The organism is Luteibacter sahnii (assembly GCF_034063545.1).
Classification (GTDB): domain Bacteria; phylum Pseudomonadota; class Gammaproteobacteria; order Xanthomonadales; family Rhodanobacteraceae; genus Luteibacter; species Luteibacter sahnii.
On record NZ_JAQLOK010000002.1, the window covers coordinates 1,070,716 to 1,096,672 of the forward strand.

Below are 25,957 nucleotides of genomic sequence, written 5' to 3' on the forward strand. Positions count from 1 at the left end.
TACGCGTGCCGGTCGTATAGGGTAGGCGTCTGATTTTCAGCCCGGATGGCGGATGGACTGGAGCCAATTCCTGATTTTCGCGGGCGTCGGCCTGCTTGCCCAGCTCGTCGACGGCGCGCTGGGCATGGCCTATGGCCTGGTGTCCAACGCGGTGCTGCTCGCCCTGGGCCTTCCCCCGGCGGTGGCCAGCGCCACCGTGCATACGGCGGAAGTGGTGACGACCGGCGTTTCGGGGGGCGCCCACGCGTTCTTCGGCAATGTCGACTGGAAAGCCTTCCGCCGCCTGGCGATCCCCGGTGTGGTCGGCGGCGTGATCGGCGCCTGGTTTCTCGCCAGTGTGCCCGGCGAGGCGATCAAGCCCTTCGTTTATGTCTACCTGCTCGTGCTGGGCATCGTGGTGCTGGGCCGGGCCGCCGGGCGGACAGTGTCGCACCACCGCGTGCGACACAAGGGCGTGCTGGGGTTCTTCGCCGGCCTGCTCGACGCCATCGGCGGCGGTGGCTGGGGACCGATCGCCACCTCCACCCTGCTCGCCCGCGGCGGCGCCGTACGGCAGACCATCGGCACCGTCAACGCCGCCGAGTTCGTGGTGACCATCGCGATCTCCAGCACGCTGGTGGCGCATCTCGGGGTGAACCACTGGCCGATCGTGCTCGGGCTGCTCACGGGCGGCGTGATCGCCGCGCCGGTAGCGGCCTGGCTGGTGAAACACCTGCCGCCGCGCTACGTGATGACGGCCGTCGGCTGCCTGATTATCGGCATCAGCCTCTATCAGCTGATCCATCACGTGTTCGTGGCCGCCTAGAACCAGTCCAGGGTGTCGAGGCGATCCCCGAGCGCCTTGCGCATCTTCTTTATCGTCTTTTCCCGCGCGTTGACCAGGCGGGGCGTGTCGGCGAGACGCAGCATCGGCAGGTCCGACAACGAATCGCCGTAGGCCACCGCGCAAGGCCGGGGCACGCCGGCGCGCTGAAGGGACAGCGGCTTGGCCGTGTCCACGTTGTGCACCACGAACCGCATGCCGAACAGGCCGCCCTTCGTGCGGGACGCGACCAGTTCGCAGCCGCCGAGGTTCACCTCGTCGAGGATCGCCTGCACGAGCGTCGCGTCGTTGCCGGTGACGATGATCACGCGATCGCCCATGCTCTGGTGGCGTCTGAGCGCCGCGACGGCATCGCGCACGAACACCCCCGGACGGCGCGCATAGGTACGGCCGAAGGCGGCGACGTGCCGGCGATAGGTCGCCTCGCGGCGTCCGAAGGTAGTCACCCGAAGAAAGAGCCGCCCCAGGAACCGACTGCCACCGACGCGAGGCAAGAGCATCGGCACGAAGGGCAGCACCGGCAACGCCAGCAGCAGCCGCCAGCGTCCGAACCCGCTCAGACGCTCACGGAAATAAAGCTCGAGCGTCTGGTGACGCACGATCACGCCGTCGAAGTCGAACAGCACCACGCGCCGCGTATCGGCGGCGGCCTCGGCCGCCACCGTGTCCATCCCCTGTGTCATCGCGCGGATCAGTGTCGGTGCGGGTGGGGATGCGGGTGGGTGAAGAAGAGTTTCTTGAGCTCTTCGCCGGGATCAGGCGCGCGCATGAACGCTTCGCCCACCAGGAACGTGTGGATGCCCGCCTCGCGCAGCTTGCGCACGTCTTCGTGCGTGTGGATGCCGGACTCCGCGACGATAGCGGTCTCCGGGCCCACGCGATCCTTGAGCTTGAGCGAGGTGCCCAGCGACGTCTCGAACGTGCGCAGGTTGCGATTGTTCACGCCGATGAGCGGAGCGGGCAGGCCCAACGCGATCTCGAGCTCCTCCTCGTCGTGCACCTCCACCAGCACGTCGAGGTCGAGTTCGGCCGCGAGCATCGACAGCTCGGTGAGGCGCGCCTCGTCGTAGATGCGGTCGCCGTCGGGCTCTTTCTGCGCGAAGGCCGACACGATAAGCAGGATGCAGTCGGCGCCGATCACCCGGGCTTCGTACACCTGGTATTCGTCGATGATGAAATCCTTGCGCAGGATCGGCAGCGTACACGCCGCGCGGGCCTGGCGGACGAAATCTTCGTGGCCCTGGAAGAAGTCGGCGTCGGTAAGCACCGAGAGACAGGTCGCGCCGCCGGCCTGGTAGCTGCGGGCGATGGCAGCGGGATCGAAGTCGGGACGTATCAGGCCCTTGCTGGGGCTGGCCTTCTTGATCTCGGCGATCACGGCGGGCTTCTGGTCGTGAAGCTGCGCGTCGATCGCGGCGACGAAGCCACGGGTTTCTTCGAGGTCGGCGATGCGGGCGGCGAGATCGTCCAGCGTGCGGTGCCGGCTGCGTTCGGCGATCTCTTCGAGCTTGCGGTCGAGGATCCGGTGGAGAATGTCGGGCATCGATGCGGTTCCTAATGGGGCGAAGCCGTCACGCGGGGCCGCGACGGCGATCAGGCGCCGAGCCGCTGGGTGGCGGCCACGAACGCCTGCATTTTTACACGAGCCGCGCCGCTTGCGATGGTGGCCCGGGCCAGATCGATACCGGCCTGGATCGAGGGCGTCACGTCGGCGGTGTAAAGCGCCGCGCCGGCGTTCAGGCAGACGATGTCATGGGCCACGCCCGGTACGCCGGAAATCGCGTCGACCAGCATGGCCTTCGACGCCGCGGCGTCGTCCACCCGCAGATTACGGCTGGAGGCCATCGCCAGGCCGAAATCCTCCGGTTCGATCTCGTATTCGCGCACCGTGCCATCGCGCAATTCACCCACCATCGTGCCGGCGCCGAGGGAGATTTCGTCCATGCCGTCGCGCCCCCACACCACCAGAGCATGCCGGGCCCCGAGGGCCTGCAGCACGCGCACCTGGATGCCGACCAGGTCGGGATGGAATACACCCATGAGGATGTTCTGCGCTCCGGCCGGATTCGTCAGTGGCCCGAGGATGTTGAAGATCGTGCGCACGCCCATCTCGCGACGCACGGGCGCCACGACCTTCATCGCGGGGTGATGGTTCGGGGCGAACATGAAGCCGATGTCGGTCTCATCCATGCACACGGCCACCTGGGCCGGGAGCAGGTCGATGCGCGCGCCCAACGCCTCGAGCACGTCGGCGCTGCCGGACTTCGACGAGACGCTGCGGCCACCATGCTTGGCGACACGCGCGCCCGCGGCGGCGGCGACGAACATCGACGCGGTGGAAATATTGAACGTGGAGGCGCCGTCGCCACCGGTGCCGACGATATCGACGAAATGCGGATGCGGGCCGGCGTCTACCCGTGCCGACAGTTCGCGCATCACCCGCGCCGCGCCGGTGATCTCGCCCACCGTCTCTTTCTTGACCCGCAGGCCGGTCAGGATCGCGGCGGTCATCAACGGACTGACGTCGCCGCGCATGATCTGGTGCATCAACTCGATCATCTCGTCGTGGAAAATCTCGCGATGTTCGATGGTGCGCTGGAGGGCCTCGGAGGCGGTGATCGGCATGAAGCGTCCTTACGGTGGATCAGGCGGCGAGCGGAAGCGGCATGCCGAGGAAATTGCGCAGCAGGTCGTGGCCATGCTGGGTGAGGATCGACTCGGGATGGAACTGCACGCCCTCGATGTCGAGCGTGCGATGGCGCAAGCCCATGATCTCGTCGAGGCTGCCGTCCTCGCGCTCGGTCCATGCCGTGATTTCCAGGCAATCGGGCACCGAGGTCTTGTCGACCACCAGCGAGTGGTAACGCGTGGCCTCGAACGGGTTGGGCAACCCCGCGAAGACGCCCTGCCCCCGGTGCTTCACCGGCGAGGTCTTGCCGTGCATGATCTCCCGCGCCCGGATCACCTTGCCGCCGAACACCTGCCCCATCGCCTGGTGGCCAAGGCAGACGCCGAAGATCGGCACCTCGCCGGCCATCTCGCGGAGCACGTCCATCGACACGCCCGAGTCGTCCGGCGTGCCCGGCCCCGGAGAAATCATGATGCGCGAGGGCGCCAGCGCACGGATGTCCGCGACCGTCAGGGCATCGTTGCGCACCACTTTCACCTCCTGGCCCAGTTCGCCCAGGTACTGGACGAGGTTGAAGGTGAAACTGTCGTAGTTGTCGATCATCAGGAGCACGGCACGGGCATCCAATGGATTTATCGTAGGTATCGGGGGCTTTCGACGTCGATCGCGCACGCCTGGGGCCCTGGGCGGCCATTATCCGATGAACGGCCGGGGTTCGACACCCTGCCCTCCTGCCCACGGCGGCGACGTGGGAGAATCGCCCCATGGCACGCCCCGGTGCCGCCACCCCCAAAGAGACGTGAAAACACCCCCAGGATTACAGGCGCTGATCGACGACGGTGTCATCGACGAGGTGCTGCGGCCGCTCAAGAGCGGAAAGGAAGCCTCCGTCTACGTGGTGCGCAGCGGCGATGACGTCCGCTGCGCCAAGGTCTACAAGGACATGGCGCAGCGCAGCTTCCAGCAGCGCGTGCAATACCAGGAAGGCCGCAAGGTACGCGGCAGCCGCGAAGCCCGCGCCATCGGCAAGGCGACCCGGTTCGGCCGCCGGCAGCAGGAAGAGGCCTGGAAGAACACCGAGGTCGACGCGCTCTATCAACTGCACGCGGCGGGCGCGCGCGTGCCGCGGCCTTATGGCTATTTCAACGGCGTGCTGGTGATGGATCTGGTCACCGATGCCGATGGCTTTTCCGCGCCCCGCCTGGGCGAGGTCGAACTCGCGGCCGACGAGGCACGTGAATTCCACCGCGTGCTCGTGCGGCAGGTGGTGCTCATGCTCTGCGGCGGGCTGATCCACGGCGATCTCTCCGCCTACAACGTGCTCGTGGGGCCCGACGGTCCGGTGGTGATCGATTTTCCGCAGGTGGTCAGCGCGTCGGGCAACAACGCGGCACGCACGATGCTGTTGCGCGACGTCAACAACCTCACCGCCCACCTCGGTCGCTGGGCGCCCGACCTGCTTGACACCTGGTACGGCGAAGAAATGTGGGCCCTGTTCGAGGCAGGCGACCTGCATCCGGACACCGTGCTCACTGGCCAGTTCGTTCCCGACGAGCGCGAGGTCGACCTTGATGGCGTGCGCCAGGCCATTGAAGACGCCCGCCAGGAGGCGATCATCCGCCAGCAGGGGCGCGAAGCGGCCGAGAACGATGACTAGGCGAGCCCGCGGGGCCGGGCTGGTTGAGGACGGTCGGGCGGCGCCCCATGCTCCAAGGTGGCTTCCACGCGCGGGCTGCTCCCGCCCGCCCCATCCCCTCAAGGAGATCCCATGGAACACCGCCAACTCGGCCGCTCCGGCCTGAAAGTCCCCGTCCTCAGCCTCGGTACCGGCACCTTCGGCGGTGCCGGCGAATTCTTCGAGCGCTGGGGCTCCACCCAGGTCGACGAGGCCCGGCGCATCGTCGACCTGTGCCTCGATCACGGCCTCTATTTCTTCGACACCGCGGACATCTACTCCGGCGGCGGCTCGGAGGAAGTGCTGGGCGAGGCCCTCAAGGGGCGCCGCGACAAAGTGCTCATCGCCAGCAAGGCCACCTTCCCCACGGGCAGTGGCCCGAACGACATGGGTTCGTCGCGCTATCACCTGGTCCGCGCCTGCGAGGCCAGCCTTCGCCGCCTGCAGACCGACCACATCGACCTGTATTTCATGCACGGCTTCGATGCGCTCACACCGGTGGAAGAAACCCTGCGCGCACTGGACGACCTCATCGCCAGCGGCAAGATCGGCTACATCGGCGCGTCCAATTTCTCCGGATGGCAGCTCATGAAGTCGCTGGCGGTGTCCGAGAAATACGGCCTCGGCCGCTATGTCTCATACCAGGGTTACTACTCGCTGATCGGCCGCGACTACGAGTGGGAGCTCATGCCGCTGGCGCTCGACCAGGGCGTGGGCACGATGGTCTGGAGTCCGCTGGGCTGGGGCCGCCTCACGGGCAAGATCCGCCGCGGCAAGCCGGTCGACGCCGGACGTATCGCATCCGGCGGCGCCGTGGGCGGCCCACCCGTGGACGACGAGAGGCTTTACGACATCGTCGACGTGCTCGACGAGATCGGACAGGCCCGCGGCAAATCGATCGCCCAGGTCGCGCTGAACTGGTCGCTCAGCCGGCCCTCCGTGGCCAACGTCGTGGTCGGCGCGCGCAACGAGGCGCAGCTCACGCAGAATCTCGGCGCCGTCGGCTGGTCGCTCACCGCCGAGGAAATCACCCGCCTGGACACGGTGAGCCAGACCACGCCGGCGTATCCGTACTGGCACCAGAAGAACTTCGACGAGCGCAATCCGAAGCCCACCACCTGGTAAGGCCTCGCGCCGGGACGACGCGGCGCTGGCAGCCCGCGCCACACAACAAAAGGGGCGACCCGAAGGCCGCCCCTTTCGTCATCTGCACCGGTTCGATCAGAACGCGACGCGAATACCCGCGGTCACGCCGTAGGACGAGCGGCGGCGGCCCTCTTCGGCGGTAAGGCCGCCATAGAGGTACGTGCCCTTGCCCAGACGCATCGTGCCGTTGGCGTTCAACTGCACGAACCCACGACCGACGCCAGGCGCGGCCGTGTCGAAACGCTGGCCGGCGAGCGTGCTGTGCACGGTCGGATCGAGCAGATCGCCGGTATCCGCACCCACCGCGATGCCTGCGCGCCACGTGAGGGTCGACGTCAGCGGATCGGCCGCCTTGGAGCCCATGGTCACGCCACCCAGGACACGCGTGCCCTTCTGCGAAAGGCTGTCGAGCGAAAGGGCCGCGAGCGAGGTGCCCCCCTCGTTCGCCGCGTCACGCTCGACCTTCTGCCAGATGACGCTGGCATACGGTTCCACGCGATTGCCCGCTGCCGTCTGCATCGGGAAGCGGACGGTGGCCGAGGCCACGAGATCCTTGCCCGACGTGCGGCTCTCGATCGACGAACCACCCAGCGGATCGGCGCGATGGGTCGACCAGTCCGTGGTGCCATAGCCCGCCATGCCGTCGAGCAGCGCCGAACCCAGCGCCTGCTGCGCATAAACGAAGCCCGAGTTGCCACGGATGCTGCCGCTGCCGCCGTGCGAGATCACGTTGGTGTCATGGTGCGTACCGCCCAGACCGATCACGGTGCCGTTGTCGGCGTAGAGATCCACGCCGGCCGTGGTGCGGTCGGTGCCGGTTTCGAAACCCGAACCCTGGTTGTCGGCCACCGACCGGTTGCCGTCGCGGGTGAGATTGGCCCACACGCGGTGATCGGTCGACGCCTGCGCGTCGGTGCCGAGGTGGTCGGCGACATCACGCTGGATACCGAGGCCCGCCGCACGCGCGGCGGCCGCTTCGTCGGCGTGTACTTCGCCGGACAGGCCATTCACCAGGGCGCCCACGTGAGCGGCGTCCACGGCCGTCGCGGCATACAGCAGGCCGGTCTGAACCGCCGTGGCGGTGCCCGCGCCCTGGGCATCCAGGGTGCCGCTCAGCACCTGGGCGACGGCCAGGTCATTCCGCGTCGCACCTGCACCGAGCAGCGACGCGTACGACACGGGTGCCACGCGCAGGTCGATGCTGTGACCGTCGTTGACGCCGTAGAACGCGACGAAACGCGCATTCGCCGGCAGGCCGTCCGAGGGCTGGATGGCACTGAAACGACCCGTCACGCCACCGTCGGCGGTCACGATGCGGAACGTGGTGCCGATCGGCGGCGTGTAGGTGTTGCTGGCGCTGCCGGTCATGCCGCGAAGCAGCGGCTGGAGCACGCCGTTGGCGAAGAAGCGATGACCGGCGCCGACGACGAGCAGGCGGGCGTAGTTGCCGACACCGTGGGCGGTGCCCAGGCCGTCGATATCCATCTGCAGCGTGCTCGTCGCGCTCATGGTGACGTCACCGTTGACGGTGAGCGTACCCGGCGACGCACCGGGGGCAAGGCGTCCGCTGACCGTCACCGGGCCATCGATGGCACCGATGCCGCGCAGCGTCGCACCCTGGTCTACCTCCACGAAGCTGCTCGTCAGCATGCCGTTGGCGGCGAGTTCGCCCTGCTGCACGCAGGTGCCGCTACCCAGCATCGCGTTTCCGGTGAGGCTGAGGCGACCCATGCCGGACTTCACGAAGCAAGCGTCGCCGGAGGCGGCGCTGAGGCTGCCGGAAAGCACGGTGGACGTGCCCGCATCGACGTTGACGCCCGACTGGCCGCTGATGAGCACCTGCTGCCCGGTCGCCAACGTCGCTACCGTCTCCAGCATGCCGCCCTGGAGCAGGATCTGGCCCGTACCGAGCGACGAGCCGCTGTCGATCCGGATCACGCCGCCGCGGATGAGCGTGCCGCCCGTAAAGGTGTTGTTGCCGCTGACCACGAGCGTACCGCCGCCGAGCTTGGTCAGGCCGCCGGTGCCGCTCAGGTCGCCCTGCTGCCCGAGCGTGACGCCGTCGAGCGTGGTGATGCTCGCGCCCTGCGGGCCGAAGCTGAAGCCACGCGACGTGTTCATCGAGCGGGTCACCGTGAGGTTGCCGCCGTTGAAGGCAATGCCGTTCGACGCGTCGCCCAGGTTGGCGTCCGATGCGATCTGCAACGTGCCGCCGTTGAGCGTGTTGCCGCCGGTGTACGTGTTCGCACCGCCGAGCACCAGGGTGCCCTCGTTGACGGTGGTTCCGCCCGTGTGCGACGCGATGCCTTCGATGTCGAGCGTGCCCAGGCCATTCTTGACCAGGCCCGACGCGCCACTGACGCTACCGTTGGCGATCACGGTCGTGCCTGCGTCGGTGGCGATCGTGCCGCTGCCGTTGAGCGACAGGTCACGCGCCGTCGTGAAGCTGCCCGTGGTATGCAGCGAGCCACCATCGAACGCGATGCCGTTCGACGCGCCGCCCAGGTTGGCGTCCGATGCGATCTGCAACGTGCCGCCGTTGAGCGTGTTGCCGCCGGTGTACGTGTTCGCACCGCCGAGCACCAGGGTGCCCTCGTTGACGGTGGTTCCGCCCGTGTGCGACGCGACGCCTTCGATATCGAGCGTACCCAGGCCATTCTTGACCAGGCCCGACGCGCCACTGACGCTACCGTTGGCGATCACGGTCGTGCCTGCGTCGGTGGCGATCGTGCCGCTGCCGTTGAGCGACAGGTCACGCGCCGTCGTGAAGCTGCCCGTGGTATACAGCGAGCCACCATTGAACGCGATGCCGTTCGACGCGTCGCCCAGGTTGGCGTCCGATGCGATCTGCAACGTGCCGCCGTTGAGCGTGTTGCCGCCGGTGTACGTGTTCGCGCCGCCGAGCACCAGGGTGCCCTCGTTGACGGTGGTTCCGCCCGTGTGCGACGCGACGCCTTCGATGTCGAGCGTGCCCAGGCCATTCTTGACCAAGGCACCCGCGCCCGACACCGCGCCGGTATCAGTCGTGGTGGTGTTGGCATCGGTGTTGAACGTGCCGTTGCCCGTCACCGTGACGTTGCGCGCCGTGGTGACGTTACCCGTGGTGTGCAGCGTGCCGCCGTTCAGCGCCACGCCATTGCTCTGCGCGCCCAGGTTGGCATCGTTGCCGACCTGCAGTGTGCCGCCCGTGTTCACCGTGTTGCCACCGGTGTAGGTGTTGGTGCCCGACAGCACCAGCGTGCCGCCATTCACCGTCGTGCCGCCGCTATGCGACAGCGTACCGCTCATTGCCAGCGTGCCGGTGCCGCTCTTGATCAGCGCGCCGTTGCCCGACACCGTGCCGGTATCGGTCGTGGTCGTGTTGGCGTCAGTATTGAACGTGCCGTTGCCCGTCACCGTGACGTTACGCGCCGTGGTGACGTTACCCGTGGTGTGCAGCGTGCCGTTGTTCAGCGCCACGCCATTGGCCTGCGCACCCAGATTGGCATCGTTGCCGACCTGCAGCGTGCCGCCCGCGTTCACCGTGTTGCCACCGGTGTAGGTGTTGGTGCCCGACAGCACCAGCGTGCCGCCGTTCACCGTCGTGCCGCCGGTATGCGACAGCGTACCGCTCATCGCCAGCGTGCCGGCGCCGCTCTTGATCAGTGCGCCGTTGCCCGACACCGTGCCGCTGTCGGTCGTGGTCGTGTTGGCGTCGGTGTCGAACGTGCCGTTGCCCGTCACCGTGACGTTGCGCGCCGTGGTGACGTTACCCGTGGTGTGCAGCGTGCCGCCGTTCAGCGCCACGCCATTGCCCTGCGCGCCCAGGTTGGCATCGTTGCCGACCTGCAGTGTGCCGCCCGTGTTCACCGTGTTGCCACCGGTGTAGGTGTTGGTGCCCGACAGCACCAGCGTGCCGCCATTCACCGTCGTGCCGCCGCTATGCGACAGCGTACCGCTCATTGCCAGCGTGCCGGTGCCGCTCTTGATCAGCGCGCCGTTGCCCGACACCGTGCCGGTATCGGTCGTGGTCGTGTTGGCATCGGTGTCGAACGTGCCGTTGCCCGTCACCGTGACGTTACGCGCCGTGGTGACGTTACCCGTGGTGTGCAGCGTGCCGCCGTTCAGCGCCACGCCATTGCTCTGCGCGCCCAGGTTGGCATCGTTGCCGACCTGCAGCGTGCCGCCCGTGTTCACCGTGTTGCCACCGGTGTAGGTGTTGGTGCCCGACAGCACCAGCGTGCCGCCATTCACCGTCGTGCCGCCGCTATGCGACAGCGTACCGCTCATTGCCAGCGTGCCGGTGCCGCTCTTGATCAGCGCGCCGTTGCCCGACACCGTGCCGGTATCGGTCGTGGTCGTGTTGGCGTCAGTATTGAACGTGCCGTTGCCCGTCACCGTGACGTTACGCGCCGTGGTGACGTTACCCGTGGTGTGCAGCGTGCCGTTGTTCAGGGCCAACCCACCGGATGCGGCGCCGAGGTTCTGGTCGTTGGCGATCTGCACCGTCGCGTTGGAGACCTGCGTACCGCCGGAGTAGGTGTTGGTGCCGCCCAACACCTGCGTGCCGCCGTTGACCTCGAGGCCGCCCGTGCCGCTGATGGTGCCGTTGAGGGCAGTGCCGTCGCCCTGGGATACGATCAGGTTGTTGCTGCCCAGGGCGACGTTACCCTGGCCGTCGATGCTGTTGACGATGACGTCGTGGGTGGCACCGGACACGTCGAGCATGCCGTTGTCCGTCACGCCGTTGGACGAAGCAATGCTGCCGGTGCCGCCGATGGCGAGCGTCGCGCCGTTGTCGATCGTGGTGTGGCCGGTATACGTGTTGGTACCGGTCAGGGTGACGCCACCGCCCTGGCCGCTGTTGGCGACCGTGAGCGAGCCCGGCGTGCCGGCGGTATCGTCGGAGATCGTGCCGGACACCGTGGACGTGTGCCCCGCCTGGTCGATGGTGCCGCCGTGGCCGGTGACCGTGAAGTTCTGGCTCAGCGTGGGATCGGTGGTCTGGTCGACGACGAGCGTACCGCCGTCGAAACGACCCGCGTTGGTGCCGAGCGTCGTCGTCGTCGTGGGCTGATTGATGACCGTGGGCGGCGAGCCGGCGTTCTGCGTCTGCGACGGGGTCGCTGCGACGGTGAAGTTCGGGTTGTCGGGCGTGCAGTTCGTCACCGGGCCGCTCAGGCTGACGCACTTGCCGGCGAACACGCCCATCTCGATGTCACTGGATCCGGTCCCTGCGGTATTCGCCAGCCCGGTCGTCATCGCGGTAAAGCTGATGGTGTAGGTCATGCCGGCCACCAGTTCGACACCCTGGTAGATGCCGTCGAAGCTACCGACGGCGCCGTCGTACCACGAGCCGGCGGAGCCCTGGTTCACGTTGGTGGTGGACGCGCCAGAGGTGCCCGGCGCTTGCCATACGCCCGCGGCGCGCGGTGTCGTGCCGGTCTGGTAGACGATGCCGAAGCCGGCCGGCGCCTGCAGGTTGCTCTGCGAGCTGTACGTGCCGCCCTGGGAGAGCAACGGGTCGGTGAACAGGTTGGTCGAGCTACCGGCCGCATACAGGCCGACGTTGCCGAACGTCCAGTAGGACGGATCCTGGCGGAAAGCGAAGAGGATGTAGTTGTTGCCGGCGTCGGTCGCGGTGTACGTCACCGAATAGGTCTGAAACTGATTAGCGACGTTGCTCGCGCTGTTGGGCGCGGAACCGTTGTTGATGTCGAGCAGCGCCCCCGATGGCATCGCGAGGTTCGCAGCGTGCGCCGGCATCGCGAAGGCCAGGGCAAGCGCAAGGCCGGTCAGGGCGAACGGCTTGCCGAGCGCGCCACGCACGGCAGCGCGGCCACCGCGGGAGTTCGAACGGGCGTGCTCGGAGGTAACGACCATCTGACCGATCGCGCGGTTCCAGACGATGCGGAAAATTCTGTTCATCGGTGACGGCTCCTGACCGTATGCGCCCCGCCCCTCCCCATGAAGGCCGGAAACAGGGGGGCGAGCAGGAGCAAACGCCGTGCCAACGACATGAAGCCAGGTTTTATGCCGTTTTTACATGCGCGTCACATCGGCGCGATGCGTCAATTTGTGACGCGAATCGCAATATGTGGACATGATGGCCTTCATCTGTTGACATTAAAATTCGAGCAAGCTAGGCGCTTCCGCCATCAATCCCGTGCTACGCGACTCGCGCCGTCACCGCCGGAGGTGTCGCGGCTTTCCTGCCTGGGCCGGACCGTCATCAGTGCCAGAGGGGATCCATCCGCGAGCCGGATACCCCATCCCCGCTGGAGACCGGCAAGCGCGTCCAGCCGAGGGCAGATGCCCTTCGCCCGGGCCTCCAGGGCTTTGGAGCGCTTGTCCATCTCGCTGTCGAGTGCCTTGTCGAGCGAGGCGGCTCGGGCCTGCAGGGCGGCGACCTTGGCGGTGTCGCCCGAAAGGGCGGCGGTCACCGCGTTGGACGTCACCGAGCCCACTAGTTCGCCCACCGAGTCGGCGACCGACCCCGCGGTCAACTCGGTCATGCGCACCGACGACCAGTGCCCCGCGCCCACGCCCTGGTCGATCTCGCGCAAGGCATCGGCCTGCTTGCGGCGGATGCGCGCCAACAGTTCCTCACGTCGGTCGGCCTCGGCGAAGGTCATCGTGACCGTGGTCATCGCGGAGAACCCGAGCTGGATCCCTTCCCGCGCCACGGCAGCCACTTCGGGCATCAACTGGCGGACACCGCTTTCATAACGGCGCAACGCCTCGGCGTCGGCGGCGGACACCGCCACGGCGCGGCCATCGACCTCGAGCGAGCCGTCGTGGACGACGATGCGGCCCGGCGTACCGTCGGTCCGGTGGAAGGTCAGCCCGGAGCGGGCGACATCCACGTCGTACGGCGTGCCGTAATCGTATTTGCAGGCGTCGGTGCTGACGTTCAGGCCGCGGGCGCCCCCAGCGGCCGGCGCGAGTGCGAGTGCCGCGGCGAGCGCGGCGGCGATGATGGCGTGGCGCATGATGGTTCCCCTCCCGGAAAGGCTCCGGACACGACGACTGGGATGCCGCCTGACAGGAAACGGTTTAAACCGCCCAGGCACCCGACGCATGGGCACGTCGTCATGGCCTGACTTTCGGCAGGGTCACGCCAGGCCGTGCTCGCGGGCGTATTCGGACAGCCGGCTGTCGTGATCGATGCCAAGCTTCTGCATGGCGTCGCGCTTCTGCCGGCTCACGGTCTTCACGCTGCGGCTCAGGCGCTCCGCGATAGCCGAAATCGACAGGCCGCCGACATACAGGCGAACCACCTCGATCTCGCGGGCGGAAAGTCGCGCGTGCCCGGGCCGATCGGTCAGGCAGGCCTCGGCAAACTGCCGCTGGATGGTTTCACTGACGAAGGGCAAGCCGATGATGGCATGGCGTACCGCGACGGCGACCTCCAGCAGGGGGGCCCGCTTGTCGCACAGACCGATGGCGCCGCGAGCGCGCATCGTCTGCAGCACCGCGGAGTTGTTCACCATGGTGAGCACCACGATGGGCAATCTCGGAAAGCGGCGGTGGATCGCGTCGATCAGCAACAGGCCGTCGCCGCCACCGGGCATCGAAAAATCGGTGACCAGGACGTCGCAGGGGCATGACGCGAGCAGTTCGAGCAGGGCCTCGCCGCTCGTGGCCTCGCCCACCACCTCAATGTCACCGGTGGCTTCCAGCGCGGCCCGCGCGCCCATCAGCACCACGGGATGATCGTCGGCAAGGATCGTTCGAAGAGCCATGTATTCCATCGGCGGCGAATAATGCGCAGCCACTTTCCGTGAGTCGTGCTACTTAAGTGACGCGTCGTGGAGATTACCGTAATTGTCCGTTCGTGGTCGAAGGAACGCCATGAGATCGCTGTTTGTATTGTTCGTGTTCTGTTGTATCCGCGTCGCGCAGGCGGCACCCACGGTCGACGATCGGCTGTCCACGGCATCGGCGCAGTGGCTGGCACGGCATCCCGTGATCGTCGCGGCCACGTACGCCGAAGGCTATGCGCCCTTCGAGCGCGTACGCGACGGCCACGTCGATGGCCTTGCCGTCGATTACCTGCGGCGTCTGACGAACGACCTGGGTATCGCGGTGCGGTTCCGGGTGTATCCCGACTGGCCTTCGGCGATGGCGGCCGCGCAGGACGGCGACGTCGACCTGTTGATGGACGTCGCTCCCACGCCCGAACGCAACGGAAAGCTGTTGCTTGGCGCGCCTTACTACGAAGCATCCCCGGTGATCGCGCTGCGGCGCGACGACACGCGCATCGCGCGATTCGGCGACCTGCGCACCGTTCGCATCGCCACCCAGACGGGACATGCCGAAGAGGATGCCATCCGCCGCTATCTCCCCGAGGCGCAGGTGATCCATGTGCCCACCACCGCGGCCGCGCTGCGTGAACTGGACCAGGGGCGGGCCGACGCGGTGGTCGGCGATCCGCACGCGCTGGATGCCGCGATGCTCACGGCGAACCTCGGCGACCGGCTACGGATCGGTCCGACGGCACCGCTGCCGTTCGCTACGCTGTCGTTCGCGGTGGCGGCGAGGAGCGGCCGCGCGCCGCTGCTCAACGCGCTCGACCACGCGCTGGAGCGCCTCTCGCCGGACGATCACGCCCATCTGCGCGCCGCATGGGTGGGCGACACCCCGGGGCGCTTCGCCGCCGAACTCGACGTGCCCCTCAGCGCCAGCGAGCGAGCGTGGCTGGCCCGGCTTCCGACACTGCGGGTCGGCATCGATCCGACGTCGGCACCGATCACGCTGCTCGACCGCCGGGGGCGGCTTGACGGCCTGGCCTCGGATTACCTGCGTGACGTGGCCCGCGTCCTCGGCCTGCGTTACGAGGTGGTGCCGACCGACGACTGGGCCGACACACTCCGCCGCGCCGCCGCAGGGGAGATCGATCTCCTGCCGGCCGCCTCGCCGCGAAATACCGAGCTCTCGGCGCGGTTCGACTTCACGACGCCCTATACCGAGTTCCCGGTGATGATCGTCACGCGAGACGATGCCGTGACCGTCGCTTCGGTGCACGACCTGGCCGGACGACGCGTCGCCGCCAACCTCGCCCGCCCTGCCGTGGCACAGGCCGTACGGGGCATCGCCGCCGCAGAGACGCTGCCGGTGTCGTCGGTGCGCGAGGGACTGGACGCCGTGCTGTCGGGTCGCGCAGACGCCTACGTGGGCGATGTCGCGAGCGTGGACCACCTCATCCGGCGCGACTACCCCGGCCGACTGAAAGTCACCGCCGCGACTGGCGAACGCGATGAGATCGCCATGGCGGTGGCGCATCGCTACGCGAAGCTGCAGCCACTGATCGACCGCGTGCTCGCCCGCATGCCCGAGCGGCGGGCCAGGTCCATCGCCAACGCCTGGTTGCGCGCCCACTACACCTGGGGCGGTTCGTGGAGCGAGGTCGCGCGCAAGGTCGGTCCGGCGGGGAGCGCCGTGGTGGCGCTGCTGCTCGCGGTCACCTACGCCCACCTGCGACTGCGCCGCGAGATCCGCCGACGGCGGCACATCGAAACGCAGCTCGACGATGTCACCCGCCACGTGCCGGCCCTGGTCTACCGGTTTCGCCACCATCCCGACGGACGTCTCGAATTCACCTACGTCGGCGGCAATCCCGAGCCCATCTTCGGCGTCGGCGCCGACGTGTTCCTGCATGATGAACGCAGCGCGTTCGCGCGCATCGACCCGCGCGACCAGCCGCTGGTGCAGGCGGAAATCGCCCGCGCCGCGGCGTCGCTGACGCCTTTCCACGCGGAGATGCGCGTGCGCGACGTTGATCCGCCCCGCTGGATCGCATCGCACGCGGTGCCGCGCGGTGAAGGGCCCGTGGTGGAGTTCACGGGCTACTGGATCGACGTGTCGGAACGGCACCGCCAGTCGAGCCAGCTGGCGGCAGCCAAAGAGGCGGCCGAACGCGCCACGCGGGCGAAGAGCGAGTTCCTCGCGACGATGAGCCACGAGATCCGCACGCCGATGCATGGCGTGATTGGCATGCTCGAACTGCTCGGCGATACCCCCCTCACCTCGGAACAGCGGCGGCTGCGGGACACGGCCGGGCACTCCGCCGAAGCACTGATGCAGATCCTCGACGACGTCCTTGACCTGTCCCGGATCGAGGCCGGCCGCCTCCCCGTGGCATTCGGGCCGGTCGACACGCGCGCCCTGGTGGCGGGCATCGTGGATCTGTTCGCGGGCCAAGCCGGCGCCAAGGGCCTGGCGCTTTGTCACGAGGTAGACCCCGGCGTCGCGCCATGGCTGGCATCCGACGCCATACGCCTGCGCCAGGTGCTACTCAACCTCGTCAGCAACGCGATCAAGTTCACCGAGCGCGGCTGTGTCGGCCTGCATGTGGAGGTGCTGACCACGAGCGACGCGGTGCAGTGGCTTCGCTTCAGCGTCCGCGATACCGGCATCGGCATCGCGCCGGACGATGCCTCGCGCCTGTTTGCACCCTTCGCGCAGGCCGAGCCGTCCACCGGGCGACGCTTCGGCGGCAGCGGCCTGGGGCTGGCCATCAGCCGCCGCCTCGTCGACCTGCTGCAGGGCCGGATCAGCCTGCAAAGCGCCTTGGGCGAAGGCACCTGCGTGACGGTCGAGATGCCCATGCGCCGTTGTAACGCGCCTGCCGTGGTCAGCACGGCCAGTGAGGCCCTCCCGACGCGCTCGCTCGACATCGTCGTGGCGGAGGATCACCCCATCAATCGGGAGCTGGTGGTGGCACAGCTTGAGCGTCTCGGCCACCGTCATCGCGTGGTCGCCAGCGGCGAGGAGGCCCTCGAACTCGTCATCCGCGGACCGGCGGACGTGCTGCTCACCGACCTGCACATGCCCGGGCTCGACGGCTATGGTCTCACGCGGGCGCTTCGGGCAAGGGGCGCCTGCGTGCCTATCGTGGCCATGACGGCGAACGCGATGGCGGGCGAAAGAGAACGCTGCCTCGACGCGGGCATGGACGGCTTCCTCGCCAAGCCAGTGCGCCTGGACGCCCTGCGCATCGCACTGTCGACATGTACGTTGGGCGAAGACCTCCCCTGGGACACCGGCCTGCTGGAAGACACCTTCGGCGACCTTGCGATCGTGCCGTCGCTGGTGCGGCGCTTCGCCGAGTCGACGCGTGAGGACATGGCACGGCTGCGGTCTGCTAATACGCCGGGCGACGCCGCGATCACGCTGCACAGGATCCTTGGCGGCATGCGCATATTCGGCGCATCGCCCGAAGCCGCGGTGGGCGAGTCGCTGGAACACGCGCTGCGGGGTGCCCAGGCAGACGACGCCATGCGCCGCATCGCACCGTTTCTCGACACGTTGGAAGGCTATGTCCGAAGGCTGGAAGGAGCCGCCAGGGCACTGGACCGGCGCGCCGTCGATTTGTCTGAATTTTCAGACTCGTCTGATTCCGGCGACGCAGTCGCACCTACACCATAGGACCACTCCCTACGAACGAGAGCGACCGAGGTCGATCATGCCGCAGCAGAGCATCCGTTACCACGTCGCCGAAATGGACGGCGCATGGGGCATCTTCCGGGATGGCCAGCCGATCGCGCGTCGCGACGACATGGCCGACGCGATCGCCTTCGCCAACTTTTTCGCGGACAGGGAAAGCCTTACATCGCCGTTGCCCGTCAAGGTGACCGGCGGGCCATGTCTGCAGAAGCGACTGCGCGAAGAACGGCTCGCCGCGTGATCGCTCAGCGGCCTGCCGCGCCGCCCAATTGCACCATGTCCAGGTGCAACAGACGGAGTCGGGCGATGTGCCGCCCGACGGTTGCGCGATCGCGCGATGACGCTTCCAGCTTGAGAAACGCATCAAGCAACCGCCGCTCCATGTGTTCGAGCGTGCGGATGTAGGTGACGTCAGGATCGTGGGAGAGTCTGGCCGAGGCTTCGACCATGGTCCGGCGCACGCCCGAAAAAGCGCTTCCCACCGTGGCGGCCCGGCCGCCCGTGGCGTTGACCTCCTTCTGAAGGTCCGACGCGATGGCGGTCAACGAGGTTGCCGATTCATCAAGGATGGCCCTGAGACCCGGCTCACGAACCGCGCGCGCCGCCTGCAGGTACAGGTCTCGATCCGCGATAACCCGGCGGATCAACCCATTGACGACTCGGACGGCACTACGTTCCATGGGTCCCACGTTAGCGCCAGCGGTCTTAGCCGGCGTTAAACGTAGGCCTTCATCGCTCAGCGTGGAGTCATTCCCCCGGCTCGAGCAATGCCAGCGGCCGTCCCGACGCGTCATGCAAACCTGACTGCAGGTCTTCGAGCTCCTGCACGGCGGGGCACAGGGCGCGCACGCGGGGCTCGAGCGCCGTGCGCAACTTGGCGACGATACGGCCCTGGGCTCCGCCGGTCAGCGACGAAACGCGGTCGCGAAGCGCCGCCGCGCCCTGCAGATCGCCGCTCATGGCCATTTGCATGGCCTGAGTGCCCACATCCTGGGTCAGGACGGGAGCGATGTCGGAGACGATTTCTTGCGCATAGGCGCGCATGGCGTCTTCCTGCCAGTCCCGCGTGCTCTGGCTGGCGGCAATGCGGCGCTTGATGTCGGCGACGCGGGCGTTGAGCACGCGATCGACATCGCCGCTGGCCACCGCATCGGGCGCGGCGGCCGACGCCTCGTCGCGAACGGCGCGCGCGGCGACGTCGACGCCATTGGTGGCAATGGCCTTTGCCTTGGGTACCAGCATCCGCACCCGGCTCTCGAACAAGGCCACGCGATCCTGCTCGTCGGGCCGCAGCGCCACCGGGCGACCGTCGGTGTCCAGGCTCCCGCCATGCATGCGCACGGTGCGGGGTGCGACGTCCGTCCGCTCGAACAGCAAGGCCTCGGGCTTCACGGTCAGGTCGTAGGTACTCGCCACGCGACAGGCGTGATCGAGATCCTGGGCCGCGGCACCGCCTGCGAACCAGGCGGTGGCGAGAAAGGCGAGGGAGCGGGCGCGCATGGGGTATCCGTCGAAAAACCCTTCGATACGCGCCCGGGGGCGAATCGTCGCTGAACCGCTAGATCGCGACCTGGCCGAACTGCTCGCGGACGCGGAGGCTGCCCAGCCGCCAGGACAACCAGGCCAGCGTCGGCACCGTGATCGCCTTGAGGATCACACCCACCAGCAGGATCGTCCGCCGGCGCTCGGCCTGCGCCAGCCACAGCGGCGGCAGGCCGGGTTGGGACAACACGACGCCGATTTGGCGCCATTGGTCATAGCCGACCCACGCCGTGTAGACCGCCCACGCCGCCAGCAGGAGCGCCACGATACGCAACCCGGCGCGGCCCCATTCCCGCCAGCGCAGCGTCCCGAGCGAGAGCGCCACGGTGATGAAAGCCACCACGGCGTAGCCCACGCTCCAGGCCAGCGTCACGCGGGGATCGGGACCGTTGGCGATCGCTTCGGGACTGAGCGTCAGCCACGCCTGGGAGACCATGAAGACCGCGAAGGCGTTGAGCACGAGCGCCGCGCCGGACAGCAGCATCACCAGCCAGACGACAATGCGCCACGCCGCGAAGGGACGGTCCCCGCCGGGGGCCGTGACGGGCTTCAACGCCATCAGGCACCCGGCTTTTTCAGGGCGGCCAGATCGGCGAGCACCTGGCCGGAGTTCTTCTCCGGATCGACATCCTTGTAGATCTTGACGATCTTGCCGGACGGGTCGATGAGGAAGGTTTCACGGCGCGCGTACTTGATGCCCAGGTGGTCGACCAGCACGCCGTAGTCGGTAGCGACCTTGCTGTCGGCATCGGAGAGCAGCGGGAACGGCACGTGATACTTCTCGGCGAATTCCTGGTGCGACTTGACGTCGTCGAGGCTCACGCCCAGCACCTCGGCGCCGGCCTTGTGCAGCTTGGCGGTGTCGTCACGATAGGTGCAGACCTCGGTGGTGCAGCCGGCCGTGAAATCCTTCGGATAGAAATACAACACGAGCCACTGACCCTTGTGGGTGTCCAGCGTGTGCCACGTGCCTTTCTGGTCCTGCAGCCTGAAATCCGGGGCTTTGTCGCCCACGGTCGGCTGGGCGGCCCAGGCGGACAGGGAAACGAGGCAGAGCGCGAGCGAGACGAGCAGACGACGCATGGGGGTAACCTCTCGGGGTGGATGCGTGAGTGTACCCGCGGGACGGCACGGGTTGCCTGCCTCAACGAAAAAGGCGCCACGAGGGCGCCTTCGTCGATCGATCGATGGAAACGGATTACTTCGCCTTGACGATCTCGAAGTTGCTCACGTCGACGCCAAGGTTGAAGCCACGGCCCGTACCGGTGACGGCCAAGGACACTTCGCCCTTGGTCATCGCCAGGCTCTCGGCGCTCTTGACCGCGCCGGCGTTGGCGCCAGCGGTGGCGTAGGAGCCATAGATCTCGCCGATGTTCTTGACGTGGGTGAATTCACCCTTGCCGTTTTCGATGCTGTACTTACCGGCGGTCAGGCCACCGCCACGGATGTGGATGCGAACGGTGGCGGTCTGGCCGTTGTCGCAACGAACCATGCCCGTGCCGTCGACATGCTTGTAGATGACCGCCCAGCCAGAGGTGTTGAAGGTCATGTGGCACTTGGTTTCGACGGCGCTGTCGGCCTTGGCCGGCTGGGCAGCGAACGCCCCCGCGGCAGCCAGAGTCAGGACGGCCAACCCGGTAATACGCTTGATCATCTTCGTTCTCCCTGCTGGAAATGGCGACTGGGCGGACGGAAGTCGTCCGACGGGGGCATTCTCGGCTCACGAATGTGAAGAAAACTGGACGGCAGCGCGGGACATTCAGCTACGGCGCAGGATCGTCGAGGGGTGGTGAATCGATCTACCCGTCACGCCTGCCGTGTCTACCATGGCGGCGTATCGACTGCCCAAGGAAATGCCATGCCCAAGCACATCCTGGTCGGCTACGACAGCTCGGAAACCGCCCGGCGCGCCTACCTGTTTGCGCTCGACCTGGCCCGTTGCGCGGGCGCGCGGGTGTCCGTGGTCTCGGTTTACCAGCTGGAGAACGGCTCGGACACGGCGCCGCTGGTGATGGCCGACAACGGCGACGAGCGACTGGCCGACCTGCGTGCGGAGGTCGGTCAACTGGCGCCGGACCCCGGGATTGAGGTGGGTGTGGCGATGGTCCATGGCAGCCCGGGGGACGCCCTGCTCGCCTACGTGGAAAAGCACGGCGCCGACCACATCGTGGTGGGCCACACCGGGCGTGGCGCCCTGGCCAGATGGCTCATGGGATCGACCTCCACCGACGTGCTGGCGAAAGCCCATGTGCCGGTCACCGTGGTCCGCTAGGGACGGTCGTAGCTATTCGCGCCCCGCATTTGTCACAATTCGGTCAGACGCGCCCCTGGGGGGGGCGACCCCACCCGTGCGCCGAGGAACACCCGCAGTGAGTTACACCGCCAGCCTGCCATGGACGCTCGAAAAGCTCGACTTCTCGCGCATCGACGTCGCCAAGGTCAGGGACAACGAAGACCTCTTTTTCCTTCTTTGCAGCTCGTCGTTCGTTGAGAGCGGCTCCGACCTCTACACGCACAACCTCGTCGACCACTTCGCCGGCGACGACGAACTGCAGGGCTGGCTGCGCGATCACTGGGAGCACGAAGAGCTTCAGCACGGCCGCGCGCTCGCCGCCTACGTCAAGCATGTGTGGCCCGAGTTCGACTGGGACACAGGCTTCAGGCATTTCTTCGCCCACTACGGCTCGGTGTGCACCTCCGAAGAGCTGGAACCCAACCGCGGCCTCGAACTGGCCGCACGGTGCGTGGTGGAAACCGGCACCGCGAGCCTGTATCGCGCGCTCAACGACGTGACCGACGAGCCCGTGCTACGCGAGCTCACCAACTACATCAAGAGCGACGAAGTGCGGCACTACAAGCACTTCTACCAGCATTTCCGCATCTATCGCGAACGCGACCGCATCGGTCGCATCAGCACGCTGCGCACGCTGCTCAAGCGTCTGAGCGAGATCAAGAATGAAGACAGCGACATTGCATTGCGCCACGTCTTCAACACGCGCTATCCCGAGAAAGCGCACGACGACGCCGAGTTCCGGCGTGTCACCACGAAAGCCGAAGGGATGCTCAAGCGCCATATTCCCGCCGAAATGACGGTGAAGATGCTGCTGCGCCCGCTCGACCTTCCTGCGCGCGTGAACACCTTTCTCGAGAAGCCGCTCACGCGGATCACCGAGAAGCTGTTCCTGCATTGACGCACCAGGCCGCGGACGGTTCCGCGGCCTGGTCAGGACACCCGGACTACTTTTTCTTCTTTGGCAGGGCCTGCCATTTCGCCGGATCGAAGCCACCGGTTTCGAAGGTGAGGGTGGTTTCGCCGCGGCTGATGACCACGTCGATGGTCAGCCGCTTCGTGCCGGCGAGGTCCTTGAGGAACGACGCGTCGTTGCGGAACAGCAGCGCGGGTTCGCCCGTGGGGGGACGGAATGCCTTGATCGTCTTCGCCTTGCCGTCGAAGGTAGCCTTCAGGGAGCAATCGCCCTTGCAGACGAAGCCCTTGCCCGCCACGGCATAGAGAAACACACTCTGGCCCCAGTCAGTGTGGCGGCGCAGGATGAGCCGCACGGCTTCCTCACCGGACGGACGCGACGACGACAGCGTGGCCGTGCTCTGCGTGCCGCCCTGCATCGGCGACACCTGGTAGAGCCACAGGGCCGCGAGCCGGTTCTTTTCGGTGACGGACGTGTAGTTCGCCTCCAAGGGGCCGAGCGTCTTCTTCACCTCGGCCGCGGCGGGCGAGTCGGGGTATTTGTCCACGATTTCATGGCCGATCTGCACCGCCGGCCCGTCGTTGTGCAGCTTGAGCAGCTGCTGGTAGATCTCCAGCTTCTTCGCCGCCTCGGCATGGGCGTCGCTGGCCGCCGAGGACGCGGACGCGGGCTGCGACTCTTGGGGGGATGAGCAGCCGGCCAGGACGAGGGCGGCGAAAAGGGCGGCGGTGCGGCGCATGGCGTGGCGATTCCCGGATAACCAGTGCCTAGCTTGGCCCGTAGGCGTCACGACTGGCAAGGCGGGCGTAAAATCGGGGCACGACCCAAGGATCCTCCATGCCATCCCTCTCCCCCGGCGCCGAGTCACTGCTCCGCCACCGCGCCTTCGTCCTGTACTGGTTCGCGCGCAATGCCTCCGGTTTCGGGTTCCAGATGATGTCTGTCGCCGTCGGCTGGCAGGTCTATGCCCTCACCGGCCGCGCCGTCGACCTGGGCCTGATCGGTCTGGTGCAGTTCGTTCCCTCCGTGCTGCTCGCCCTGCCCGCGGGGCATGTGGCGGACCAATTCGATCGCCGCCGCATCGTGACCTTGTGCCAGGCGGTGGAGTGGATCGCCATCGTGCTGTTGGCCGGGTTCAGCCTGAGCGGTCACCTCAACGAGACGGGCATCCTTTCCCTCGTCTTCGTGGTGGGCGTGGCCAAGGCGTTCGAATTTCCGGCCATGTCGTCGATGCTGCCCGCGTTGGTGCCCACCCCGCTCCTGCCGCGGGCCATGGCCTCGTCGTCCGCCGCCGGACAGGCCGCGATGATCGCGGGCCCCGCCCTGGGCGGCCTGCTCTACGTCGCCGGGCCCGGCACGGTCTACGGCGTGTCGGCCCTGCTCTATCTCGTGGCGCTGACGCTGATGTCGCGACTGACGTACGAGAAGGCACCCCCTCGCCGCGAACCGGCCACCCTGAAGACGCTCTTCGCGGGGGTGCATTTCATTCGCCATCGCCCGGCGGTATTCGGCGTGATTTCCCTCGACCTCTTCGCCGTGCTGCTTGGCGGCGCCACGGCCCTGCTGCCGATCTTCGCCCGCGACGTGCTGCATACCGGTCCATGGGGCCTCGGCCTGCTGCGCTCGGCCCCGGCCGTGGGCGCGCTTCTGATGTCGATCTGGCTCTCGAGGCACACGCTGACCCGTCGGGTAGGCCCGATCATGTTCGCCTCGGTGGCGGGGTTCGGCCTGGCCACGCTGGTATTCGCGGTGTCCACGTCGCTGCCGCTTTCCCTCGCCGCATTGTTCGCGCTGGGCGCGTTCGACATGGTCAGCATGGTGATCCGCGGCGCCCTGGTGCAGTTGGAGACCCCGGACGACATGCGCGGCAGGGTCAGCGCGGTCAACGCGATCTTCGTCAACACCTCGAACCAGCTGGGCGAGTTCGAATCGGGCATCCTCGCCGCGGCGGTCGGCGCCGTGCACGCCACGATCATCGGCGGCATCGGCACGCTGGTGGTAGTGGGCCTGTGGATGTGGTGGTTCCCGTCGCTGCGCCGCCGCCAGGGTCTGGTTTCCGAACCGGTGCCGCAGGAGGGCGCCAGCGACACGGTCTGACAAGCCCACCGAATAGTGCTATATGGGTAGACGTCTATACCGCCAAAAAAGGGGATGCCTGTCATGAAATCGTTGCTCGCCGCGCTCGCGCTCGGCCTCACCGCACCGGCATTCGCGGCACCCGCGGCACCCGCGGCCCCGGCCAGCATCGACGCGGCCCTCGCCCAGGCCAAGCATGAGAACAAACCCGTGCTGATCGATTTCCAGGCGGTGTGGTGCTACTCCTGCTATTACATGGCCAGCCATGTGCTCACCGGCAAGGAGTGGAACGACCTCGAACGCAAGGTCGTCTTCTACGAAGCCGACGCCGACAAGCCCGCCGACCAGGCGTGGATGAAAAAGCTCAACGTGCATTTCCTGCCGACCTACGTCGCGATCGGTCCGGACGGCGAAGAACTGGGCCGCATCCTCGCCGAACGCCCGCGCGACGCGTTCTACGCCGAGGTGGGCACCCTGCTCTCCGGCGACGCGCGCCTGTCGCGACAGAAGGCCGACGCGGCCAAGGGCTCGATGGCCGCGGTGGCCGACGTGCTGGAGACCTACCAGTTGCGCTACCAGGGCAAGGAGGGCCTGGCCTGGTTCGATGCCCTGCCGCCGGTCGTCCGCAACGTGTCGGACAAGGACAAACGCGTGGCGCTGGCCAAGCAGCAACTACGCCTGCTCGACGCCCAGGACGCCAAGGACGACGCCACCATCGCCGACGCGGCAACGCGTGTGCTCGACGGCAACATCGGCTGCCAGCGGCCTTACGTGCTCGATGCCCTGCTCGACGCGGTGAAGACGCGTCCCGACGCCGAACAGAAGGCACTGCTTGCGAAGCAGAAGCCCGCCTATGACGACTACCTCGCTACCCAGGTATTCACCGCCACCCCGGCCTGCGCCGACCAGCGTAGCGCCGTGCTATCGGCGGCCGACCTGGATGCCGCGCTTGGCGACCACGCCGCGGAGCAGGCCGTGCTGCGCAAGGCCATCGACCTCAGCCGCGAGAAGCTCCACGGCGACGTGAAGAGCGACCGCAACGTCGCCGACACCCTGCGCGTCTATCTGGTTCGTGCCAAGGCCGGTAACGAGCTCGACACGTTCGAGAAGCAGTTGATCGCCGCCTATCCGAACGACTATGTCTACAACTACCGTTACGGCCGTCGCCTGGTGGAAAGCGGCCAGCCGGCCGAAGGCCTGCCTTACCTCGACAAGGCGGCGAAGAAAGCCTACGGGGCCAATGCCATTACGGTCGCGACGTACCGCGTGAAGGCGCTCCAGGCTCTGCACCGCGACGATGACGCACGCAAGCTCGTCGCGCAGACGGCGGCGGCGCAAGGCAAGGCGTTTCCCGAACAGGTGAAGAAGCTGCAGGCCACGCTGAACTCCTGACGACGGGACGTGCACCGGAAGACATGGGGCAGGTTCCACGC

Annotated in this window: 22 protein-coding genes; 9 read left to right on the plus strand and 13 right to left on the minus strand. The window is 67.4% G+C overall.

The window, feature by feature from the left end; all coding sequences use genetic code 11:
- Positions 1-52 precede the first annotated feature (52 nt).
- On the plus strand, positions 53-805 hold the full coding sequence (locus tag PI246_RS10165) for a sulfite exporter TauE/SafE family protein (protein WP_320551139.1): 753 nt from the start codon (positions 53-55) through the stop codon (positions 803-805).
- Here the strand turns inward: PI246_RS10165 and PI246_RS10170 are convergent.
- From PI246_RS10170 to PI246_RS10185, 4 genes are read right to left on the minus strand one after another with little or no spacing between them, the layout of a single operon-like run.
- On the minus strand, positions 802-1,506 hold the full coding sequence (locus PI246_RS10170; protein WP_320551140.1) for a haloacid dehalogenase-like hydrolase: 705 nt from the start codon (positions 1,504-1,506) through the stop codon (positions 802-804). The two genes, PI246_RS10165 and PI246_RS10170, sit on opposite strands and share 4 nt — an antisense overlap.
- An 8-nt stretch (positions 1,507-1,514) precedes the next feature.
- Positions 1,515-2,366 carry an indole-3-glycerol phosphate synthase TrpC gene (gene trpC, locus PI246_RS10175; protein WP_320551141.1) on the minus strand — a complete coding sequence of 284 codons (852 nt, stop codon included), beginning with the start codon at positions 2,364-2,366 and terminating at the stop codon, positions 1,515-1,517.
- Between the two features lie 50 nt (positions 2,367-2,416).
- Positions 2,417-3,448 carry an anthranilate phosphoribosyltransferase gene (gene trpD / locus PI246_RS10180; protein WP_320551142.1) on the minus strand — a complete coding sequence of 344 codons (1,032 nt, stop codon included), beginning with the start codon at positions 3,446-3,448 and terminating at the stop codon, positions 2,417-2,419.
- A 19-nt stretch (positions 3,449-3,467) separates the two neighbouring features.
- The gene (locus tag PI246_RS10185) at positions 3,468-4,064 is read right to left on the minus strand and encodes an anthranilate synthase component II (protein WP_320551143.1); all 597 of its coding nucleotides are present in this window, start codon (positions 4,062-4,064) and stop codon (positions 3,468-3,470) included.
- Between the two features lie 187 nt (positions 4,065-4,251).
- On the opposite strand from PI246_RS10185, the gene PI246_RS10190 reads away from it, so the two are divergent.
- Both PI246_RS10190 and PI246_RS10195 read left to right on the plus strand, forming a co-directional pair.
- Positions 4,252-5,109 (plus strand): PA4780 family RIO1-like protein kinase, encoded by an 858-nt coding sequence (locus tag PI246_RS10190; RefSeq protein WP_320551144.1) that lies wholly within the window; start codon positions 4,252-4,254, stop codon positions 5,107-5,109.
- A 111-nt stretch (positions 5,110-5,220) separates the two neighbouring features.
- Positions 5,221-6,252: an aldo/keto reductase gene (locus PI246_RS10195; protein WP_320551145.1), complete on the plus strand. Its 1,032-nt coding sequence runs from the start codon at positions 5,221-5,223 to the stop codon at positions 6,250-6,252.
- Between the two features lie 96 nt (positions 6,253-6,348).
- Here the strand turns inward: PI246_RS10195 and PI246_RS10200 are convergent, their stop codons facing one another.
- The 3 genes from PI246_RS10200 to PI246_RS10210 all read right to left on the minus strand — a co-directional run bounded on the left by PI246_RS10200 (position 6,349) and on the right by PI246_RS10210 (position 13,997).
- A complete protein-coding gene (locus tag PI246_RS10200) occupies positions 6,349-12,180 on the minus strand; it encodes an autotransporter-associated beta strand repeat-containing protein (protein WP_320551146.1) in 5,832 nt (1,943 codons plus the stop codon).
- Positions 12,181-12,410: 230 nt separating this feature from the next.
- Complete coding sequence (locus tag PI246_RS10205; RefSeq protein WP_320551147.1) at positions 12,411-13,244, minus strand: DUF2884 family protein; 834 nt, start codon at positions 13,242-13,244, stop codon at positions 12,411-12,413.
- 123 nt (positions 13,245-13,367) lie between these two features.
- Entirely contained in the window at positions 13,368-13,997 is a 630-nt protein-coding gene (locus PI246_RS10210) for a response regulator transcription factor (RefSeq protein ID WP_320551148.1), read from the minus strand.
- Between the two features lie 109 nt (positions 13,998-14,106).
- Here PI246_RS10210 and PI246_RS10215 point away from each other — a divergent pair, with 109 nt between their 5' ends.
- Together PI246_RS10215 and PI246_RS10220 are read left to right on the plus strand one after the other, a co-directional pair.
- Positions 14,107-17,682, plus strand: coding sequence for a transporter substrate-binding domain-containing protein (locus PI246_RS10215; protein WP_320551149.1), 3,576 nt, complete (start codon positions 14,107-14,109; stop codon positions 17,680-17,682).
- 37 nt (positions 17,683-17,719) lie between these two features.
- Positions 17,720-17,941, plus strand: a complete 222-nt coding sequence (locus PI246_RS10220; RefSeq protein ID WP_320551150.1) for a hypothetical protein — start codon at positions 17,720-17,722, stop codon at positions 17,939-17,941.
- A 4-nt stretch (positions 17,942-17,945) separates the two neighbouring features.
- Here PI246_RS10220 and PI246_RS10225 read toward each other — a convergent pair whose 3' ends face one another.
- From PI246_RS10225 to PI246_RS10245, 5 genes are all read right to left on the minus strand, one after another.
- Positions 17,946-18,380, minus strand: a complete 435-nt coding sequence (locus PI246_RS10225; RefSeq protein WP_320551151.1) for a PA2169 family four-helix-bundle protein — start codon at positions 18,378-18,380, stop codon at positions 17,946-17,948.
- 67 nt (positions 18,381-18,447) lie between these two features.
- On the minus strand, positions 18,448-19,200 hold the full coding sequence (locus tag PI246_RS10230; protein WP_320551152.1) for a DUF2884 family protein: 753 nt from the start codon (positions 19,198-19,200) through the stop codon (positions 18,448-18,450).
- A gap of 58 nt (positions 19,201-19,258) precedes the next feature.
- On the minus strand, positions 19,259-19,801 hold the full coding sequence (locus PI246_RS10235) for a hypothetical protein (RefSeq protein ID WP_320551153.1): 543 nt from the start codon (positions 19,799-19,801) through the stop codon (positions 19,259-19,261).
- A complete protein-coding gene (locus PI246_RS10240) occupies positions 19,801-20,325 on the minus strand; it encodes a peroxiredoxin (RefSeq protein ID WP_320551154.1) in 525 nt (174 codons plus the stop codon). Before PI246_RS10240 ends, PI246_RS10235 begins: the two co-directional genes overlap by 1 nt.
- A 115-nt stretch (positions 20,326-20,440) precedes the next feature.
- On the minus strand, positions 20,441-20,896 hold the full coding sequence (locus tag PI246_RS10245; protein WP_320551155.1) for a hypothetical protein: 456 nt from the start codon (positions 20,894-20,896) through the stop codon (positions 20,441-20,443).
- Between the two features lie 204 nt (positions 20,897-21,100).
- On the opposite strand from PI246_RS10245, the gene PI246_RS10250 reads away from it, so the two are divergent.
- Both PI246_RS10250 and PI246_RS10255 read left to right on the plus strand, forming a co-directional pair.
- A complete protein-coding gene (locus tag PI246_RS10250) occupies positions 21,101-21,514 on the plus strand; it encodes a universal stress protein (protein WP_320551156.1) in 414 nt (137 codons plus the stop codon).
- 97 nt (positions 21,515-21,611) lie between these two features.
- A complete protein-coding gene (locus tag PI246_RS10255) occupies positions 21,612-22,433 on the plus strand; it encodes a ferritin-like domain-containing protein (RefSeq protein ID WP_320551157.1) in 822 nt (273 codons plus the stop codon).
- A 46-nt stretch (positions 22,434-22,479) separates the two neighbouring features.
- On the opposite strand, the gene PI246_RS10260 is transcribed toward PI246_RS10255, so the two are convergent.
- Complete coding sequence (locus PI246_RS10260) at positions 22,480-23,187, minus strand: hypothetical protein (protein ID WP_320551158.1); 708 nt, start codon at positions 23,185-23,187, stop codon at positions 22,480-22,482.
- A gap of 98 nt (positions 23,188-23,285) precedes the next feature.
- On the opposite strand from PI246_RS10260, the gene PI246_RS10265 reads away from it, so the two are divergent.
- On the plus strand, positions 23,286-24,545 hold the full coding sequence (locus PI246_RS10265) for an MFS transporter (RefSeq protein WP_320551159.1): 1,260 nt from the start codon (positions 23,286-23,288) through the stop codon (positions 24,543-24,545).
- Positions 24,546-24,608: 63 nt separating this feature from the next.
- On the plus strand, positions 24,609-25,916 hold the full coding sequence (locus tag PI246_RS10270; RefSeq protein WP_320551160.1) for a thioredoxin family protein: 1,308 nt from the start codon (positions 24,609-24,611) through the stop codon (positions 25,914-25,916).
- Positions 25,917-25,957: the final 41 nt, after the last annotated feature.